17 protein-coding genes are annotated in these 16950 nt (G+C 69.8%); 6 read left to right on the forward strand and 11 right to left on the reverse strand.

The window, feature by feature from the left end; all coding sequences use genetic code 11:
* Window positions 1–47 precede the first annotated feature (47 nt).
* Window positions 48–2237: a HelD family protein gene (locus UG56_RS12400; RefSeq protein WP_045546971.1), complete on the forward strand. Its 2190-nt coding sequence runs from the start codon at window positions 48–50 to the stop codon at window positions 2235–2237.
* Window positions 2238–2255: 18 nt separating this feature from the next.
* Here the strand turns inward: UG56_RS12400 and UG56_RS12405 are convergent, their stop codons facing one another.
* From UG56_RS12405 to UG56_RS12415, 3 genes are all read right to left on the reverse strand, one after another.
* Entirely contained in the window at window positions 2256–2900 is a 645-nt protein-coding gene (locus UG56_RS12405) for a nucleotidyltransferase domain-containing protein (RefSeq protein ID WP_052693122.1), read from the reverse strand.
* Between the two features lie 92 nt (window positions 2901–2992).
* Window positions 2993–3607: a hypothetical protein gene (locus tag UG56_RS12410; protein ID WP_045546972.1), complete on the reverse strand. Its 615-nt coding sequence runs from the start codon at window positions 3605–3607 to the stop codon at window positions 2993–2995.
* Window positions 3604–4104, reverse strand: a complete 501-nt coding sequence (locus tag UG56_RS12415) for a SigE family RNA polymerase sigma factor (protein WP_045546973.1) — start codon at window positions 4102–4104, stop codon at window positions 3604–3606. The genes UG56_RS12410 and UG56_RS12415 overlap by 4 nt, the downstream gene beginning before the upstream one ends.
* A gap of 95 nt (window positions 4105–4199) precedes the next feature.
* On the opposite strand from UG56_RS12415, the gene UG56_RS12420 reads away from it, so the two are divergent.
* The 4 genes from UG56_RS12420 (at window position 4200) to zwf (ending at window position 9508) form a co-directional block, all read left to right on the forward strand.
* Window positions 4200–6140, forward strand: coding sequence for an anthranilate synthase family protein (locus UG56_RS12420; RefSeq protein WP_045546974.1), 1941 nt, complete (start codon window positions 4200–4202; stop codon window positions 6138–6140).
* Window positions 6137–6715 carry an anthranilate synthase component II gene (locus UG56_RS12425; protein WP_045546975.1) on the forward strand — a complete coding sequence of 193 codons (579 nt, stop codon included), beginning with the start codon at window positions 6137–6139 and terminating at the stop codon, window positions 6713–6715. The genes UG56_RS12420 and UG56_RS12425 overlap by 4 nt, the downstream gene beginning before the upstream one ends.
* The gene (locus tag UG56_RS12430; protein ID WP_045546976.1) at window positions 6712–7962 is read left to right on the forward strand and encodes an anthranilate synthase component I family protein; all 1251 of its coding nucleotides are present in this window, start codon (window positions 6712–6714) and stop codon (window positions 7960–7962) included. Before UG56_RS12425 ends, UG56_RS12430 begins: the two co-directional genes overlap by 4 nt.
* An 88-nt stretch (window positions 7963–8050) precedes the next feature.
* Window positions 8051–9508 carry a glucose-6-phosphate dehydrogenase gene (gene zwf, locus UG56_RS12435; RefSeq protein WP_045546977.1) on the forward strand — a complete coding sequence of 486 codons (1458 nt, stop codon included), beginning with the start codon at window positions 8051–8053 and terminating at the stop codon, window positions 9506–9508.
* A 104-nt stretch (window positions 9509–9612) separates the two neighbouring features.
* On the opposite strand, the gene UG56_RS12440 is transcribed toward zwf, so the two are convergent.
* The 8 genes from UG56_RS12440 to UG56_RS12475 all read right to left on the reverse strand — a co-directional run bounded on the left by UG56_RS12440 (window position 9613) and on the right by UG56_RS12475 (window position 16167).
* The gene (locus UG56_RS12440) at window positions 9613–10149 is read right to left on the reverse strand and encodes a hypothetical protein (protein WP_045546978.1); all 537 of its coding nucleotides are present in this window, start codon (window positions 10147–10149) and stop codon (window positions 9613–9615) included.
* The gene (locus UG56_RS12445) at window positions 10146–11582 is read right to left on the reverse strand and encodes a HAMP domain-containing sensor histidine kinase (RefSeq protein WP_256206590.1); all 1437 of its coding nucleotides are present in this window, start codon (window positions 11580–11582) and stop codon (window positions 10146–10148) included. Before UG56_RS12445 ends, UG56_RS12440 begins: the two co-directional genes overlap by 4 nt.
* Window positions 11579–12301, reverse strand: a complete 723-nt coding sequence (locus UG56_RS12450) for a response regulator transcription factor (RefSeq protein ID WP_442756964.1) — start codon at window positions 12299–12301, stop codon at window positions 11579–11581. The genes UG56_RS12445 and UG56_RS12450 overlap by 4 nt, the downstream gene beginning before the upstream one ends.
* A 56-nt stretch (window positions 12302–12357) precedes the next feature.
* Complete coding sequence (locus tag UG56_RS12455; RefSeq protein WP_045546979.1) at window positions 12358–13140, reverse strand: ABC transporter permease; 783 nt, start codon at window positions 13138–13140, stop codon at window positions 12358–12360.
* On the reverse strand, window positions 13137–14141 hold the full coding sequence (locus tag UG56_RS12460; protein WP_045546980.1) for a daunorubicin resistance protein DrrA family ABC transporter ATP-binding protein: 1005 nt from the start codon (window positions 14139–14141) through the stop codon (window positions 13137–13139). The genes UG56_RS12455 and UG56_RS12460 overlap by 4 nt, the downstream gene beginning before the upstream one ends.
* Before the next feature lie 148 nt (window positions 14142–14289).
* Entirely contained in the window at window positions 14290–14931 is a 642-nt protein-coding gene (locus tag UG56_RS12465; protein ID WP_045546981.1) for a PadR family transcriptional regulator, read from the reverse strand.
* Between the two features lie 31 nt (window positions 14932–14962).
* On the reverse strand, window positions 14963–15373 hold the full coding sequence (locus UG56_RS12470) for a VOC family protein (protein WP_045546982.1): 411 nt from the start codon (window positions 15371–15373) through the stop codon (window positions 14963–14965).
* Window positions 15374–15381: 8 nt separating this feature from the next.
* Window positions 15382–16167, reverse strand: a complete 786-nt coding sequence (locus tag UG56_RS12475; protein ID WP_071327044.1) for a DUF899 family protein — start codon at window positions 16165–16167, stop codon at window positions 15382–15384.
* A gap of 53 nt (window positions 16168–16220) precedes the next feature.
* Between UG56_RS12475 and UG56_RS12480 the strand changes: the two genes are divergently transcribed.
* Window positions 16221–16898, forward strand: coding sequence for a winged helix-turn-helix transcriptional regulator (locus tag UG56_RS12480; protein WP_052693123.1), 678 nt, complete (start codon window positions 16221–16223; stop codon window positions 16896–16898).
* Window positions 16899–16950 lie beyond the last annotated feature (52 nt).

The following is a 16950-nucleotide window of genomic DNA, read 5'->3' on the forward strand; positions in this document are numbered from 1 at the left end:
GGGGGGCGCACGGCGGGTGTGGATCTTTGTGACGGGGGAACATCCAGTTGAACGACAAGCTGGCTGAGCGCGAGATCGCTCAGGAGCAGGGGTTCGTAGATCGTGTCTACCTCCAGCTGGGGGAGTCGGCGCGCGCTGCGCAGGAGCTGGCCAACGAGGGCCGCGACCGTGGGCGTCTGGGACACGAGGGCGGACTGGTCGAGCGCGATGCGTTCGCCTTCCAGGCGGCGCGACGGATCGCGCAGCTCGACGCTGCCCACGAGGGGCTGGTCTTCGGCCGCCTCGACCTCGACCCCGCGATCGACCCCGAACCCCGATACGTCGGCCGCATCGGTCTGCGCGACGCCGAGCGTGACTCGCTGCTGATCGACTGGCGTGCGCCTGCGGCCGCGGTGTTCTATCAGGCCACCGCGGTCGAGCCGAAGTCGGTGATCCGGCGCCGGGTGCTCCGCTCCGAGGGGCAGACCGTCATCGGTGTCGAGGACGAGCTGCTCGACGCCGAGGCCCTGGAGCGCTCCGGCGCGGACCTGCCGATCGTCGGCGAGGGCGCCCTCATCGCCCAGCTCAGCCGCGCTCGCGACCGCACGATGCACTCCATCGTCGCCACCATCCAGGCCGAGCAGGACAAGGCCATCCGCGCGCCGGGCAAGGGTGTCACGACCATCTCCGGTGGTCCCGGCGTCGGCAAGACCGTGGTCGCGCTCCACCGCGCCGCCTACCTGCTCTACACCGAGCGTCGTCGCTACGAGTCCGGCGGCGTGCTCATCGTGGGTCCCTCGGGCGTCTTCATGCGCTACATCGAGCGCGTCCTGCCGAGCCTCGGTGAGACCGCGGTGGCGCTGCGCTCCCTGGGTGAGGTCGTGGACGGCGTTCGCGCGACCTGGCACAACGACCCCGCCGTCGCCGACGTGAAGGGCTCGGCCCGGATGGCCGAGGTGCTGCGCCGTGCCTCCCGCCAGCAGGCGCCGGGTTCCCCGCGCGAGTTCAAGGTCTTCTACCGCGACGACTCGCTGCGGCTCGACGGCAAGCGGCTCGGCGAGCTGCGCCGGCAGCTGATGAGCCAGGGCCGCCGCAACCAGCAGCTGCGCCGCGTACCCCAGATGCTGCTCGACATCCTCTGGCGGCAGGTACGCGGCGACCGCGGCCGTGAGCGGGGCCGTGAGGTCTTCAACGACGAGATGCTCGACAACCCGGCCTTCCTCGAGTTCGCCGCCGCCTGGTGGCCGGCGCTGGAGGCGCGCGAGGTGCTCGGCTGGCTCCGCGACCCCGAGTTCCTGGCCCGCGTCTCCGAGGGAGTGCTGACCCACGACGAGCAGCAGCTGCTCCTCAAGTCGTGGGCCGGCCGCGGCCTGACCGACGCCGACCTGGCCATCGAGGACATCCCGCTGCTCGACGAGCTCCGCTACGCGATCGGCGACATCCCCGAGCAGGCGGCCGACGAGCGCGACGCCGACCAGAGCGGCATCGACATCGCCGAGCTGATGACGGCCTCCGACCGCGAGTTCGCCTCGGGCCGCGGCTGGCGTCCGCCGACCTACCGCATCGACGACGACCCGTTCGCCCACATCCTCATCGACGAGGCCCAGGACCTCACCCCGATGCAGTGGCGGATGGTCGGTCGCCGGGGACGTACGGCCTCGTGGACCATCGTCGGCGACCCCGCCCAGTCCTCGTGGCCGGTGCCGGCGGAGGCGGAGGAGGCGCGGGCCAAGGCGCTCGAGGGCAAGCCGGTCCACTCCTTCCACCTGTCGACGAACTACCGCAACTCGGCCGAGATCTACGCCTTCGCCGCCGCCTACGCCGAGCGCGTCGGGCTCGACGCCGACCTGCCCACCGCGGTCCGCTCCACCGGCGTCGAGCCGCGGGTCATCGAGCACGCGGTCGACCTGGAGAAGGCCACCCGAGAGGCGGTCGGCGAGATCGCTTCGCAGGTCGGCGGCACCGTCGGCATCGTGGTCCCGGTCGCGCGCCGCTCCGAGGTCAACTCGTGGCTGGCATCGTGGACGGAGTTCGCGGCCGACGCTCCATCGGCCGCCGCTTCTGCCGCCGACCCGACCTCGGTGCCCTCCGGCGAGGACCGCATCGTCGTCCTCACCGGCCTGGACACCAAGGGCCTCGAGTTCGACGGCATCGTCGTGGTCAGCCCCGACGAGATCGAGCGTGAGTCGGCCACCGGCCGCGCCACCCTCTACGTCGTCCTCACCCGCGCCACCCAGCTGCTGACCACGGTCTCCTGAGTCGAAGCCGCCGAGCGGCTAGAGGGCCGCGATCCAAGGGTGGTCGGGGAGGGTCTGCTCGAGCGCCTGCCGCAGCCAGCGGCGCCGGCGATCGTCGAGCAGAGGCACGGTGTTGTCGAAGTCGAGCTGGTCCTTGTGTCGTAGGCCCGGTGCCTTGTAGAGCAGCTGGATCTCGGGCTGCAGGTAGCGGACGCCGTCGCGCGCCCAGAGCGCATCGCTCATCGGCATCCGGATCGACGGATCGCGTCGGTACTCCCAGAGCCGAGCGCTCCCGGGGGAGAGCAGGATGTCGTACTCCCAAGGGTCCTGCGCGCTGACGCGCGTCCAGATCTGTCCCTCGGTGTCCCACAACGCTGCGTCAGGATCGTCGTCGATGTCGTCATCAGGCAGCAGGGGACGAAGTGCCCCGCTCCCGGCCGCCCACACATCGAGGCGGCCGGCCAGATGCTTCCGCAGGCTCGGCAGCTCGTCGCGAAGCACGCTGACGTCGACGTCCTCGTGCTCGCGACGTACGCCGGTGAACGCCTCGATCGCCCAACCACCCGCTATCCACCAGGTGCCGGGATAACCCGCGAACAGTGCGGCCACATCAGCCGGAGTGCGCGTCGCCCATGGGCCGCAGAGCCGCTCGAACTCATCGTTGCTCAGATCGTTGACGCCCACCCGCGAAGCCTAGCGACGAACCTGCGCATGCCGATGACACTTTGTGAACGGTTCACAAAGTGTCATCGGCTGGTGCAGCGCCCGCGGAGGGGTCAGCCGACGGAGGGCTTGGCGTCGGCGGTGACCTCGACGCCCTCGGCGAACTCGACGAGCTGCTTGTCGGTGAGGTGGATGGAGTTCCACATCTGGATGACGACGGTGAAGTCGCGGTAGGCGTACTTGAGCATCGTCGCGCCGTCGGGGGTGGTGACGAGGGTGGCCGGTTGGCCGTTGACGGTGGTGTTCGGCGAGTCCTCGGTGCCGGACGGGCTCTCGAGGGTGACCACGATCTTGTCCCGGAAGTCGCTGATGGAGGACTTGTCGTCGGGGCGGGCGACGGCGAGGACGAACTGGTCGGAGCCCTGCAGCACGAACCCCTCGGGCACCTTGGCGACGGTGTAGCCGGGCATCTGGGTGCCGTCGTAGTCGACGAGGCGTACGGTGTCGGCGGCCTGGACCGCCGGGGTGCTGCCGTTGTCGGAGGTCAGCGCGATCCCGCCGAAGGCGCCGCCGACCGCGAGGGTCAGTGCCGCACCGCCGAGGGCGGCGCGCTTGATCCGGCGCCGGGAGAGGGCCTGGTGGCCACGGCGGAGATCGGCGGTGGCATCCCCGGTCGGGGCGGCCGGCGAGGGGGTCAGGCGGGCGAGGCGGTCGATCACGTCGTTCATCGGGAGTCTCCTGTCAGTTGGGTGGGGGTGAGCAGCGCCCGGAGCTTGTCCAGGCCGCGTGCCGTCTGGGACTTCACGGTTCCGGTCGAGCAGCTGAGCGCGTCGGCGACCTCGTCGACCGAGAGGTCGTGGACGTGGCGGAGCACGACGGCCGCGCGCTGCCGGGGTGGGAGCTCGGCCAGCGCCGCGACCAGCTCGGGATCGACCATCGCCGGATCCTCGACGGGAGCCTCGGGCAGCGAGTCCGCGCCCTGCTCCCGCCGGAAGAACGGCCGCCTGCGGTGGTCGGTCAGGCAGTTGACCAGGGTGCGGCGAGCGTACGCAGCGGGCTGCTGGGACGCTCGCCCCCAGGCGAGATAGACCTTGACCAGGGTCGTCTGGACCAGGTCCTCGGCCAGGTGGGCGTCACCGGCGGTCAGCAGCCGGGCGGTGCCGACGAGCTGCGCTCGGTGGCGGCGTACGAAGGCCTCGAATTCGGCGTCTTGGGAACGTCTCACGCTCTCTCAACGGATCGGAGGCACCGCGGGGTTGCACGCGGCTCACGATCCGAATCGAATACGTCTCCCGCGAGCGTGCGGATTAGGCTCCTCCCATGACGACCAACAGCCCTGCCACGACCGCGATCGAGGAGATCACGGGGCACGAGGCGTGGGCGATCATCCGGCGCTCCTCGCGGGCGGGTGATCGGGACACGGTCGGCATGCTGGCAGGCACCCGGTCGGTGGTCGAGTCGCTGCTCGACGTACCGCTCGAGGAGGGCACCCCGGAGCCCGGGAAGGTGGCCGACCGGCTGCTCGCGGTGCCGTTCCGCCAGGTCAGCGAGCGGGGCTTCGAGGCCCACGACGACGGCACCCCGCTGGTGGTCGTCGATGTCGAGCGCGAGTGGGAGTTCTCCGTCGCCGAGGTGATCGAGGCGCTGCCCGACGTCCCCGTGGAGTTCACCGACCGCGGTGGCTTCGACGTGGACGACGACACCTACGCCGACCTGGTCAAGACCGTCATCGAGGACGAGATCGGCCAGGGCGAGGGCGCCAACTTCGTGATCGGCCGCCACTACCGCGCCCAGCTCGACGACTGGAACCACGAGCGCGCGCTCACCGTGCTGCGCCGGCTGCTGGAGCGCGAGCGCGGGGCGTACTGGACCTACTGCTTCTTCACCGGCGACCGCTACCTCATCGGCGCCTCGCCGGAGCGCCACGTGAGCGTGCACGGCGGCGACGTCCGGATGAACCCGATCTCCGGCACCTTCCGGCTGCCGCGCGACCTCGAGGGCTCGCCCGAGAAGATCGCCCACGACCTCAAGGGGCAGCTGACCGACTTCCTGACGGATCAGAAGGAGGTCTACGAGCTCTTCATGGTGGTCGACGAGGAGCTCAAGATGATGTGTGACATCTGCGACCAGGGCGGCCAGGTGCTCGGCCCGTTCCTGAAGCCGATGTCGCGGCTGATCCACACCGAATACCTGCTCGCCGGCCGCTCCGCGCGGGACCCGCGCGAGATCCTGCGCGACACGATGTACGCCGCCACCGTCACCGGCTCGCCGGTGGAGAACGCGTGCCGGCTGATCAAGAAGTACGAGCCGGAGGGCCGTGGCTACTACGGTGCCGCCCTCGCGCTGCTCGGCCGTGACGAGTCCGGCGCCCCGACCGTCGATTCGCCGATCGTGATCCGCACCGCGGACGTGTCGCTCACCGGTGAGCTGAAGGTGAGCGCCGGCGCGACCCTCGTACGCGACTCCGACCCGAAATACGAGGTCGCCGAGACGCACGCCAAGGCCGGCGGCATCCTGTCCGCCTTCGGCCTGGTGCCGGCCGCGCCTGCTTTGGCACAGGATGTGTCCGAGCTGGTCAACGACGAGGACCTGCTGCTGACCCTGGCCGCCCGCAACCGTCGGCTGTCGTCGTTCTGGCTCACCGACCAGGCCGACGAGGAGCCCTCCGCCCACCTCGCCGGCAAGCACGCGGTCATCCTCGACGGCGAGGACGACTTCGTGCGCATGCTGCGCCACGTCCTGCGGGTGCTCGGCATGACGTCGTCGGTGGTCCGCCACGAGGACTACGAGGCCGGTGCCTTCGAAGGCGCTGATCTGGTGATCGTCGGCCCCGGTCCGGGTGACCCGCGGGACGGTTCCGATCCGAAGATGGCCAAGCTGCGTGCTGCGGTCGCCTCGCTGCTCGAGACCGGGCAGCCGTTCCTGGCGGTCTGTCTCGGCCACCAGGCGCTGTGCCACCAGCTCGGGATCGGGCTGCACTACAAGGACATCGTCTTCCAGGGCACCCAGACCCGGGTCGGTCTCGGGTTCGGGGGACGGCCGCGTCGTGAGCGGGTCGGCTTCTACAACACCTTCGTCGGTCGCGTCGGCTCTGCCTCGCTGCCCGAGGGGGTGTCGGTGGACGCCGATCCCGAGACCGGCGACATCCACGCCATCTCCGGACCCCACTACGCCGGCATCCAGTTCCACGCGGAGTCGGTCCTCACCGAGCGCGGCTACGACCTCATCCACGACGTCGTCAGCGACCTGTTGGCACAATGAGCGGCGTCGTCGTGGTCGATCACCACGACTCCTACGTGTGGAGCCTCGTCCACATGATCGCGCAGGTCAGCGGGGTCCTTCCGGACGTCGTGGAGCATGACGAGGTGAAGCTCGGCGACCTCGCCGGCTACACCCATGTGGTGCTCTCGCCCGGGCCGGGCCACCCTGGCTCTCCTGCTGATTTTGCGGTCGGGCGGGACGTACTCCTGGCCGGGGACCGGCCGGTCCTCGGCGTCTGCCTGGGCATGCAGGGTCTGGTGACCGCCTACGGCGGCGTCGTCGACCGGGTCGAGCCGGCACACGGTGAGGTCGCTCGGGTGACTCACGACGGGCGCGGGGTCTTCGCGGGCCTTCCCTCGCCGCTCGAGGCGGTCCGCTACCACTCCCTCGCGGCCGTCTCCGTGCCCGATGTCCTGGAGGTCACGGCCCGTTCCGAGGACGGGGTCGTGATGGGCGTACGTCACCGGGTGCTGCCCCTCGAGGGCGTGCAGTTCCATCCCGAGTCGGTGCTCTCCCGGCACGGCGCCGCGATGGTCGCGAACTTCTTGAACCGGCCGAGCGAGGGGCAACGATGAACGTCGAGGATCTTTTCGCCGAGGTGGCCGCGGCGCACCCCCGCTGCGTCTGGCTCGACGGCGGCGGCGCGCGCGAGTGGTCCGGAAGCCGGTCGCTGATCGGCTGGCTGGAGGACGACGACGTCTCGCTGACCTACTCGGCCTCGCGTCGCGAGGTGCTGCGCCATGTGTCCGGGCGGTCCGAGGTCGTGGGCGACGACATCTGGCAGGTTCTGGAGCGCGAGGTCGGGCCCGGGGAGCAGTGGTTCGGCTACCTCGGCTACGCCTGCCGGCCCGATCTCCCCGCTGCTCCGTCGCGGGACGTACCGGACGCTGTCTGGATGCGGCCGTCGCATGTGCGGCTGTTCGACCACGGCGGGGTAGTCCGGGAGCGAACTGCCCATATACCCGCCAGTAATGGGCAGTTCGCTACCGGACTACCCCGAAATGCCGCCTACACCGACGCCTTCCACCAGGTTCAGGAAGCTCTCCGGGCGGGTGACACCTACGAAGCGAACCTGACCTATCGCGCCACTGTCCACGGTTCCGCCGACCCGGTGGCGACCTATCTGCGGCTCAGGAGCATCAACCCCGCGCCGTACGCGGGCTTTCTCCAGCACGACATCGACGGGCACAGCGTGTGGTTGTTGAGCTCGAGCCCGGAGCGGTACGCGGTCATCGGCGAGGATCGGGTGATCGAGACCCGACCGATCAAGGGGACGACGCCGCGAGGAGCCACCGAGGAGGAGGACGCCGCCAACGCGGAGCTGCTGCGGACCGATCCCAAGCTCCGCAGCGAGAACCTGATGATCACCGACCTGCTCCGCAACGACCTGGCGATGGTGTGCGAGCCGGGGACGGTGGAGGTGCCCGGGCTGATGCAGGTCGAGTCCTACGAGAGCGTGCATCAGCTCGTCACCACCGTCAGGGGACATCTCAGCGACGGGATCACCACGATCGAGGCGTTGCGCAGGCTCTTCCCCGCAGGGTCGATGACGGGGGCTCCCAAGCTGCGCACGATGGAGGTCATCGAGCGCGCCGAGCGTGACCTGGGCGGGCCCAGGGCGGCGTACGCGGGCGCCTTCGGCTGGATCTCCGGCGACGGACCGGCCGACCTGGGCGTCGTCATCCGCACCCTGACGACCCACGACACCCACACCTGGCAGATCGGCACCGGCGGCGGGATCACCGTCAGATCCGACGTCGCCGAGGAGGCCGAGGAGGCGCGTCTGAAGGCCGATCGGGTCCGCGCTTCCCTCGGCAGATGATCAAGCAGGTGAAAAGACGGCGACACGTTGAGACAGCGGCCGTTGTCTATTGGATCGTTCATAAAACGGGGACTACCGTGGACTCATCATGGCCACCATCGATGACAAAGCCCTGCCACATGTGATCGTGCTCTTCGGTGCGACGGGTGATCTGGCGCGCCGCAAACTCCTGCCTGGCCTGCTCAGACTCAACGAGGCCGGGCTGATGACGGACGCCCAGATCGTCGGTACGTCCCTGGAGGAGATGTCCGACGAGGACTTCGTCGCGTTCGCCCGCGAGGCCTGCGAGGAGTTCGGCAAGGGGGACATCACCGACGAGCGGTGGGAAGCCTTCGGGGGCATGCTCTCCTACGTCTCCACCAAGGAGGGCCCGCACGCGCTCGCCGACGCGGTGAAGCTCGCCGAGAAGAAGCTCCAGGGGGTCGGCAGCGACGTGCGCCGCCTCCACTACCTCAGCGTCCCGCCCAAGGCCGCCCAGGACGTGATCCGCCAGCTCGAGGAGGCCGACCTCGTCGAGCGTGCCCGGATCATCATGGAGAAGCCCTTCGGCACCGACCTGGAGTCGGCCAAGGAGCTCAACGCGAAGATCCACGAGGTCTTCTCCGAGGAGCAGATCTTCCGGATCGACCACTTCCTCGGCAAGGAGGCCGCGCAGAACATCCTGGCCTTCCGTTTCGCCAACGGACTCTTCGAGCCGATCTGGAACCGCAACTTCATCGACCACGTCCAGATCGACATCCCCGAGACGCTGGGCCTGGAGGGACGCACAGCCTTCTACGAGGGCACCGGTGCCTACCGCGACATGGTCGTGACCCACCTGATGCAGGTGCTCGCGTTCATGGCGATGGAGCCGCCGACCTCGCTGGCTCCCGACCCGATCGGCGAGGAGAAGAACAAGGTCTTCCGCTCGATCCAGCCGCTGGACCCGCGCAACGTGGTGCGCGGTCAGTACTCCGGCTACCGCGGCAAGAACGAGGTCGCCGACGACTCCGACACCGAGACCTTCATCGCGATGAAGGTGATCATCGACAACTGGCGCTGGGCCGGGGTGCCGTTCTTCCTGCGCACCGGCAAGAAGCTGGCCGAGGGCGCGCGGATCATCTCGATCGCGTTCAAGGAGCCGCCGCTGACGATGTTCCCGGCCAACTCCGGCGCCGGCACCCAGGGTCCCGACCACCTCACCTTCGACCTGGCCGACCAGTCGAAGATGTCGCTGTCGTTCTACGGCAAGCGTCCCGGGCCCGGCATGAAGCTGGAGAAGCTCTCCATGCAGTTCGCCACTCAGGAGACGAGCTCCTCGACCGGCGTCCTGGAGGCGTACGAACGCCTCATCCACGACGCCATGCGCGGCGACCACACCCTCTTCACCACCGCCGAGGGCATCGAGACGCTCTGGGAGATCTCCCAGCCGCTCCTCGACAACCCGCCGCCGGTGCGCCTCTACGCTCCTGGCTCCTGGGGTCCCAACTCGATCCACCAGCTGATCGCCCCGCACGCCTGGCGCCTCCCGTTCGAGCGCTCCTGGCGCGAGACGAAGAAGCACTAGCCGAAAGGCCCTGCCGAGACGTCACTCCGGTCGGTCGAGTGGGCACCTGGATGCCATCTCGGCCGACCGAAGTGACGCCTCGGCCGACGCGCGTGACGCCTCGGCTACGGCGCGTTGGCGCTGAGCTGCTCGAGGAGAGCCTGGGCGGCGCGGTCCATGGCCTCGCCGTCGTAAGGATCCAGGTCGACGGAGTTGAAGCTCTGGATCAGGGCGCCGTTCTGGACGAAACCGGTGACGGCGTACGAGTTGACGCCCTGCTGCGTGACCAGCCGGGCGTCATCGGCGCCCTTGACATCGGGCTCGCTGACCTTGCCGGACTTCACGTCCATGGTCTTCCACGCTTCCGCGAGGGTGCCCTTGAAGGGCAGGTAGTTCAGCTCGTACGCCGTCCCACCCGACTCGTCGGGGAGCAGCGCGCAGCGGGGTGCCGCGGAGGTGCCCTTCTCGACGCGGAGCCCGGCGCCGAGGGCCTTCTCCACCGGCTCGATGTCGAGACCGTCGCACGGGTTGAACGTCTTCTCGGCGGCCTGCCCCGAGGCCGACGCGGACGCGGAGGCCGACGGAGCGGCAGGCTCCTCGGCTCCGCAGGCAGCGAGGGACAGCAGCGCCACCAGACCGGGCGCCAGGACGGCGAATCTCAATGCTTCAGCCCTTCATCGTTCAGCACAGCCGCGGGCGGTTCGGTCGGCCTCGGAGAGGCCGAGCCGGGCAGACGCAGCGTCATCCGCGCGCCACCGTACGGGGAGCGAGCCGCGGACACCGACCCGCCGGTGCGCTCGGCGACCTGTCGGACGATAGCGAGGCCGAGGCCGGAACCGGGCATCGACCGAGCCTCGGTGGAGCGGTAGAACCGGTCGAAGACGTACGGGATGTCGGCGTCGGCGATGCCCGGCCCCTCGTCGTCGACGTTCAGCACGCCGGCGTTCAGGGAGATGTGTACGGTGCCGGAGGCCGGGGACCACTTGGCGGCGTTGTCGAGCAGGTTGGTGACCGCCCGCTCCAGCGAGCTGGCGTCGCCCATGACCCACCACGGCGACATCTCCTCGGTGAAGGTCACCGACGGTGCGCGCAGCCGGACCCGGGAGAGGGCGCGGTCCACCACGTCGGAGAGGTCGATCGTCTCCAGCGTGGGCTCGGCGGGCTCGTCGCGGGCCAGCTCGACGAGGTCGCCGATCAGGTTGGTGAGCTCCTCGATCTGGGCGCGGATGTCGCCGAGCAGGTCGGCCCGCTGCTCACCGGAGATCGAGGCGTCGGCCTGGGTGAGGAGCTCGACGTTGGTGCGGAGCGAGGTCAGCGGCGTACGCAGCTCGTGCGAGGCATCCGCCACCAGCTGGCGCTGCCGGTCCCGGGAGGCGGAGACGGCGGTCAGCATCCGGTTGAACGAGGTGGCCAGCCGGGCGATCTCGTCATCGCCCTCGACCGGGAGCGGGGTGAGGTCCTCGGTGGTCGCGATCCGGTCGACCGACGCGGTCAGGCGGCGTACCGGCCGCAGCCCGCCGGCGGCCACGACCCACCCGGCGAAGGCCGCGGCGACGACTCCGGCCGCGCCGAAGAAGAGCACGACGAACCCGAGCCTCTTGTACATCTCCTGCTGTGGCCCCAGCGACTGCGCCAGCATCAGTGCGGAGTCGCTGTCGGGGATCGGGACGGCGACGACCCGGAAGACGCCGACCGAGGTCGAGACCGTGCGGACCGACTGCTTGGCCTCGCGCTTCGCCACCGCCTCCTCGGGCACGCCGGGCCGCGGGAACGTACCGAGCGTCGGTGACCAGTAGTTGTGCGAGTCGTAGACCTCGGCGACCTGGATGTCGCCGGCGTTGAGCACCCAGGTCGGGAAGGACGCGCCTGTTCGTGCGTCCTGGATCGACGCGGTGTTGGCCGCGGCGGAGGTGGCCCGCGTCAGCAGCGACTCGTCCATGTTGGCCTGCAGCTGGATACGTACGACGAAGTAGAGCCCGACCGCGATCAACGCGATCGAGCCGGCGACCGCGAGGGTCGTCAGCAGCGTGACCCGGCCCGCCAGGGAGCCGCGGTAGCGCGAGCTGGTGGCCGTCATGGTCATCGCGCTGCTCACGGCTCCTTCAGCACGTAGCCGATGCCGCGTACGGTGTGGATCAGCCGGGCCTCACCCTCGGCCTCGGTCTTGCGGCGCAGGTAGCCGACGTAGACCTCGAGGGAGTTGGCCGTGGTCGGGAAGTCGTAGCCCCAGACCTCTTCGAGGATGAAGGACCGGTCGAGTACGCGGCGGGGCCGGCGCAGGAACATCTCCAGGAGCGTGAACTCGGTGCGGGTGAGCTCGATGGCCCGATCGCCCCGGGTCACCTCGCGGGTGGTGGTGTTCATGGAGAGGTCGGCGAAGTGCAGCGTCTCCTCGTCCTCCTCGCCGATCGGGGCGGCCCGGCGCAGCAGCGCGCGCAGGCGGGCCAGCAGCTCCTCGAGCGCGAACGGCTTGGTGAGGTAGTCGTCGGCCCCGGCGTCCAGGCCGTCGACGCGGTCGCCGACGGCGTCGCGGGCGGTCAGCACCAGGATGGGTACGTCGTTCCCGGCTGCCCGCAGCGCCTTGGTGGCCTCGATGCCGTCGAGGCGGGGCATCATCACGTCCATCACGACGACGTCGGGACCGTGGTTGGCGATGCCGGCGAGCGCCTCGGCGCCGTCGCCGGCCAGGGCGACCACGTAGCCGTTGAACTCCAGTGACCGGCGCAGCGACTCACGCACGGCCTTGTCGTCGTCGACGACCAGCACGTGCGGCTTGTCGCCGGAGCTGTCGCTCGGGGTGGCAGGGCTGTTCACACCCCTACCCTGCCACCCCTCGCTGAGTCGCTACTGAGAACGACCCGGGTGTTTTGCTAAGCGTTCTCCTTGCGGAACGTGGAGATGCCCCACCAGACCGCGAGCCCGAACAGGACGACGGTCCACCCGACGCCCCAGCCGATGTCGGCGAACCCGAGGTCACCGAAGAACGAGGCTCGCACCGCGTCGACGATGTGCTTGGTCGGGATGATGTCGGCCAGCGTCTCCAGCCACTGGGCACCGAAGTTCATCGGCAGGAAGATCCCGGACAGCAGCAGGATCGGCATCAGCAGCATGTTGGTCACCGGGGCCATCACGTCCTCGCTCTTCACGAGCAGCGCGAACGCGTTGGAGGCGGCGGCGCCGGCGCCGCCGATCAGCACGGTGATCGCGATCCCGACGAGGATGCCGAGAGGCTTGAAGTCCATGCCCATGATCAGGCCGAGGATGACCAGGATGATCGCCTGCACCAGGATCTGCAGCAGGTCGCGGTAGAGACGTCCGAACAGCAGCGCCCCACGCGATGCCGGGGTGACCCGCTCGGCCTCGATGACGCCCTCGCGCCACTCGCCGATCAGCGAGAAGCCGGCGAACATGGCCCCGAAGACGCCGAGCTGGACGAGCATGCCGGGAACGAACCAGTTGTAGGCGTTGCCGCCGAGCTGTGTGATCAGCGGCTCGAGCAGCGGGCCGAAGAGCACCAGGTAGAGGATCGGCTGCATCACGCCGATGAGCACCCAGGCCGGGTTGCGGAGGTTCATCCGCAGCTGACGGTTGAAGACGACCATCGACTCCCGCAGGAAGCTGGACTTGAGGACGGGCTGCTGGAACTCGGTCATGCCGTCGCCTCCTGGTTCTCGTCATCGGTCTCGGGTGTGCCCGCCTCGGCGTCCCGCAGGGTGCGCCCGGTCAGCGTCAGGAAGACGTCGTCCAGGGTGGGCCGGGCGACCTCGATCGACTCGAGCGAGACGCCGTTGGACTCCAGGTCGCGCAGCAGCCCGGGGACGGCCTTGCCGGCCCGCGGCACCCGGCCGCTGACCAGCCGCTCGTCGACCTCGACGTTCTCCGAGATCGAGGCGAGCTTGTCGCGAGCGATCGCGACCTGCTCGTCGGTGGCGACCTCCAGGGAGACCAGGTCGCCGGAGACGGCGGCCTTGAGGTTCTCCGGGGTGTCGTTGGCGACGATGCGCCCCTGGTCGATGACCATCACCCGGTCGGCGAGGGTGTCGGCCTCGTCGAGGTAGTGGGTGGTCAGGAAGACCGTCGCCCCGTGGTCCGTACGCAGCGAGGCGATGTGGTCCCACAGGTTGGCCCGCGCCTGCGGGTCGAGGCCGGTGGTGGGCTCGTCGAGGAAGACCAGCTGGGGGGCATGGATCAGCGCCATCGCGATGTCGAGGCGGCGCTTCTGCCCGCCGGACATGTTGCGCGGCTTGCGGCGCCACAGCCCGTCGAGCTGGAGCCGCTCGAAGAGCGCCTGCCCGTGGGCGACGGCGTCCTTCTTGGACATCCCGTAGAGCATCCCGTGGTCGACGACCTCGTCGCCGGCGTAGGCGCCCGAGAAGGTCGATCCGACCTGGGAGCAGTAGCCGATGCTCCGCCTGACCTCGACGGACTGCGTGGCCACGTCGAAGCCGGCCACCGTGGCGGTGCCGGCCGTGGGCTTGAGGAGGGTGGTGAGGATGCGGAGGGTGGTGGTCTTGCCGGCGCCGTTCGGGCCCAGGAAGCCGACCACCTCACCCTCTTCGACGTCGAGATCGACCCCGTCGACCGCGACGACTTCTTTCTTCTGCTTGCCATGGCCGGAGGCGAAGGTGTGCCTCAGGCCGCGTGCGTGAATCATGTGTCACTCCCTTGTGCGTGCGGGTCCAGACAAGCACGGACGACCGCCGACGATCACCTGATTTTACCCAGGTGTTCAAAGTTGAATATCGTGAGTGTTCAATTTTGATCCCGGGTTGTCAAACCCATTCCTCCCGAGCCGCGCCGGCTCAGCCGCGCAGCATCTCCCGGTAGCGCTTCCGGTCGGCGTCCATCTGCCACCCCGGGTCGTCGTCGGCAGGCGCCCAGTCGGACGTCTCGCCGACGAAGAAGAGCTTGCCGCTGCGTACGTCGTCCAGGACCTCCACCAGCCACGACCGCTCGGCGCGGAGCTTGTCGAGCTGGAGGTGCAGGGCGGAGACGGTGTGGGGCGGCACCATGCGGGCGTTCACCCGGACCGCGGCGTCGAGCTCCTTGATCGTGCGCTCGAGGTTCTTCAGGCGGACGCTGAGGTGCTGGACCACGACCGGCCGCTCCAGCAGCGGCACCAGCGAGAACGCGGCGTAGAAGGAGAGGCCGTTGTAGGCGTCGACGGCCTCCAGCGACCGGGTGATCAGACGCTCCAGCTCCGCGCGCCCGCTGTCGCTGATCTCGTAGACCGCGACCGCACGCCCGTTGTCGACCAGATCGTGCCTGGTCAGATGGCCCTTGTCTGCCAGAGAGGTCAGCGCGTGGTAGATCGAGCCCGGGTTGATGTTGGCCCACTGGTCGACCTGCCACGACATCAGCTCGCGCCGGATCTGATAGCCGTTGACGGGCTCGAACAGCGCCACCGCCCCCAGCAGCAGCATCCGTGTGTCGTCTCCGGCCATGGGGAGATTCTAGGGGCGGCACGACCCGGCCTCAGCGGGACGTCAGCTGCCAGAGATGGCCGTCGGGGTCGGCGACGAGGGCGCGGTACTCGCCCCACGGCGCCGCCTCCGGCGCGATCACGCTGCGCCCGATCGTCGTCGCGGCCGCGTAGCGAGCCTCGACCTCGTCGCGCGAGCCGAGCTCGATCGTGACCAGGCACTGCTTGGGCCCCTCCGGCAGGGCCGCCGCGTCCATCGGCTCGTCCCCGAGCTGGCCGGTGACCCACGCGAACCCGCCCGTGGGGATCATCATCACCTCGCAGGTCTCCGAGAGGGTCGCTCGCAAGGGCTCCGGAACGCCGTCCTCGGCCGGCTCGCCGGGCGTCTCGAGACCCAGGCCGTCGCGGAGGAAGACGTGGGACCGGGACCGGTCGCAGGTGGGCAGGGCGATCGTCGTGGGCATGGTTCTCCTCAGTGACAGCAGTGATCGGTGGCGGGGGCCTGGTCGGATCCGAGATCGTCGTCACGGCCGCCGACGATCCGCGACCACTGCGCCGTCGGGCGGCCGCGCACGCCGGCGCGACGGTTGGTCGTCGGCCCCTCCTCGCTGCGGAACTGGCCGCCCTCGCCGCCTGCGCGCCGGGGCCAGCCCGCGGGTGAGTCCTCCCAGGCCTCCTGTCGTCCGTAGACGGTCATGTCGAGGATCCCGTACGACGCCGACATCGGCTCCACCCCGCGGCCGGTGGTGCGGTAGGTCTCGAAGACCCGGTCGCCGTCGCGCAGGTAGCAGACCTTGCCCCCGAAGAACCCGCGAGCGTCGAGCGGGTCCCAGGACTCCTCGGGCACCGAGTACCACGGCATCTCCCACCCCATGAAGTCCCGGTAGCGGGAGCTCTCCGGATAGGGCCCCTGGCAGAGGACCGCGTACGTCACCCCACGCGAGTGCAGGTAGCCGAGCTCGCCCACGCCGCCGCTGAAGAACGTGCACCCCTCGCACTGATCGGCAGCGGCGTGCCCGGTGTGCCACATGTGGTAGCTCGCGAAGAGCTGCGTATGTCCCTCGAAGGCGTCCAGGAGGGTCACCCTCCCGGCGGCACCGTCGAGCGGCGCGGTCGCGTCGACCTCGGTCATCGGGAGCCGCCGCCGCGCCGCGGCGAGCGCGTCGCCCGCTCGGGTGTGCGCCTTCTCGCGGTCGAGGAGCGCAGCGCGCTCGTGCAGGTAGGTCGCCCGGTCGACGACCGGAGGAAGTGAGGTCATGGAGGCTACGTTAAACATAGTTGATACTCTTGTGAAGAGAGTTTGGAGGATCGATGCCGAAGAAGCAGACGTACGCCGACCTCGGTGATGCCTGCGCGACCGCGCACGCGATGGACGTCATCGGCGACCGGTGGAGCATGGTGATCGCGCGCGAGCTGCTGCTCGGCCCGCGCCGTTTCGCGGACCTCGCCTCCGCCGTCGTCGGGATCACGCCGGCCGTCCTGACCTCCAGGCTCAAGGCGCTACGGGAGGCCGGCGTCGTCGAGCAGGCACAGCTCGACGACCTGGGGCGGACCCGCGTCTACCGGCTCACCGAGTGGGGGCAGGGACTGGAAGACGTGATGCGCTCGCTCGGCCGCTGGGCGCAGGGCTCGCCCGGCTTCCCGGTGCCGGAGGGGAGCATGACCCCCGACGGAGTGATCGTCGCGATGCGCACGATGGCGCCGTACGCCACGATGCCCGAGTGGGGCGACGGCCCGGTCCGGATCGCGATCGAGCTGCACGACGAGCGGCGTCCCGCCGCGGGCGTACGCCGCTACCGGCTGCACTGGGACGCCGACCGTTTCGAGCTGACCGAGGGTGCGGACGAGGCGCCCGAGGCGACCGTCTCCGGCGACTCGTCCGCGTGGGCGGGCGTGGTCTTCGCCGGCGCGCCGACGGGCTCGGTCGGCATCGAGGGCGACCGGCGGGCGGTGGAGCGGGTGGCTGCTGCGTACGCCGCGATCGCGTAGGGCCGGCAGTTCACCGGCACGCCGGGACCTCTGGCACTGACGACGCCTGGTT

The organism is Nocardioides luteus, assembly GCF_000960475.2.
GTDB classification, from domain to species: domain Bacteria; phylum Actinomycetota; class Actinomycetes; order Propionibacteriales; family Nocardioidaceae; genus Nocardioides; species Nocardioides luteus_A.

Bases quoted from the DNA above. Each gene is read 5' to 3' on its own strand.
- UG56_RS12410 (WP_045546972.1), bottom strand. From the start codon at position 3,607: ATGAACGACGTGATCGACCGCCTCGCCCGCCTGACCCCCTCGCCGGCC.
- UG56_RS12420 (WP_045546974.1), top strand. From the start codon at position 4,200: ATGACGACCAACAGCCCTGCCACGACCGCGATCGAGGAGATCACGGGG.
- UG56_RS12425 (WP_045546975.1), top strand. From the start codon at position 6,137: ATGAGCGGCGTCGTCGTGGTCGATCACCACGACTCCTACGTGTGGAGC.
- UG56_RS12430 (WP_045546976.1), top strand. From the start codon at position 6,712: ATGAACGTCGAGGATCTTTTCGCCGAGGTGGCCGCGGCGCACCCCCGC.
- zwf (WP_045546977.1), top strand. From the start codon at position 8,051: ATGGCCACCATCGATGACAAAGCCCTGCCACATGTGATCGTGCTCTTC.
- UG56_RS12455 (WP_045546979.1), bottom strand. From the start codon at position 13,140: ATGACCGAGTTCCAGCAGCCCGTCCTCAAGTCCAGCTTCCTGCGGGAG.
- UG56_RS12460 (WP_045546980.1), bottom strand. From the start codon at position 14,141: ATGATTCACGCACGCGGCCTGAGGCACACCTTCGCCTCCGGCCATGGC.
- UG56_RS12465 (WP_045546981.1), bottom strand. From the start codon at position 14,931: ATGGCCGGAGACGACACACGGATGCTGCTGCTGGGGGCGGTGGCGCTG.
- UG56_RS12470 (WP_045546982.1), bottom strand. From the start codon at position 15,373: ATGCCCACGACGATCGCCCTGCCCACCTGCGACCGGTCCCGGTCCCAC.
- UG56_RS12475 (WP_071327044.1), bottom strand. From the start codon at position 16,167: ATGACCTCACTTCCTCCGGTCGTCGACCGGGCGACCTACCTGCACGAG.
- UG56_RS12480 (WP_052693123.1), top strand. From the start codon at position 16,221: ATGCCGAAGAAGCAGACGTACGCCGACCTCGGTGATGCCTGCGCGACC.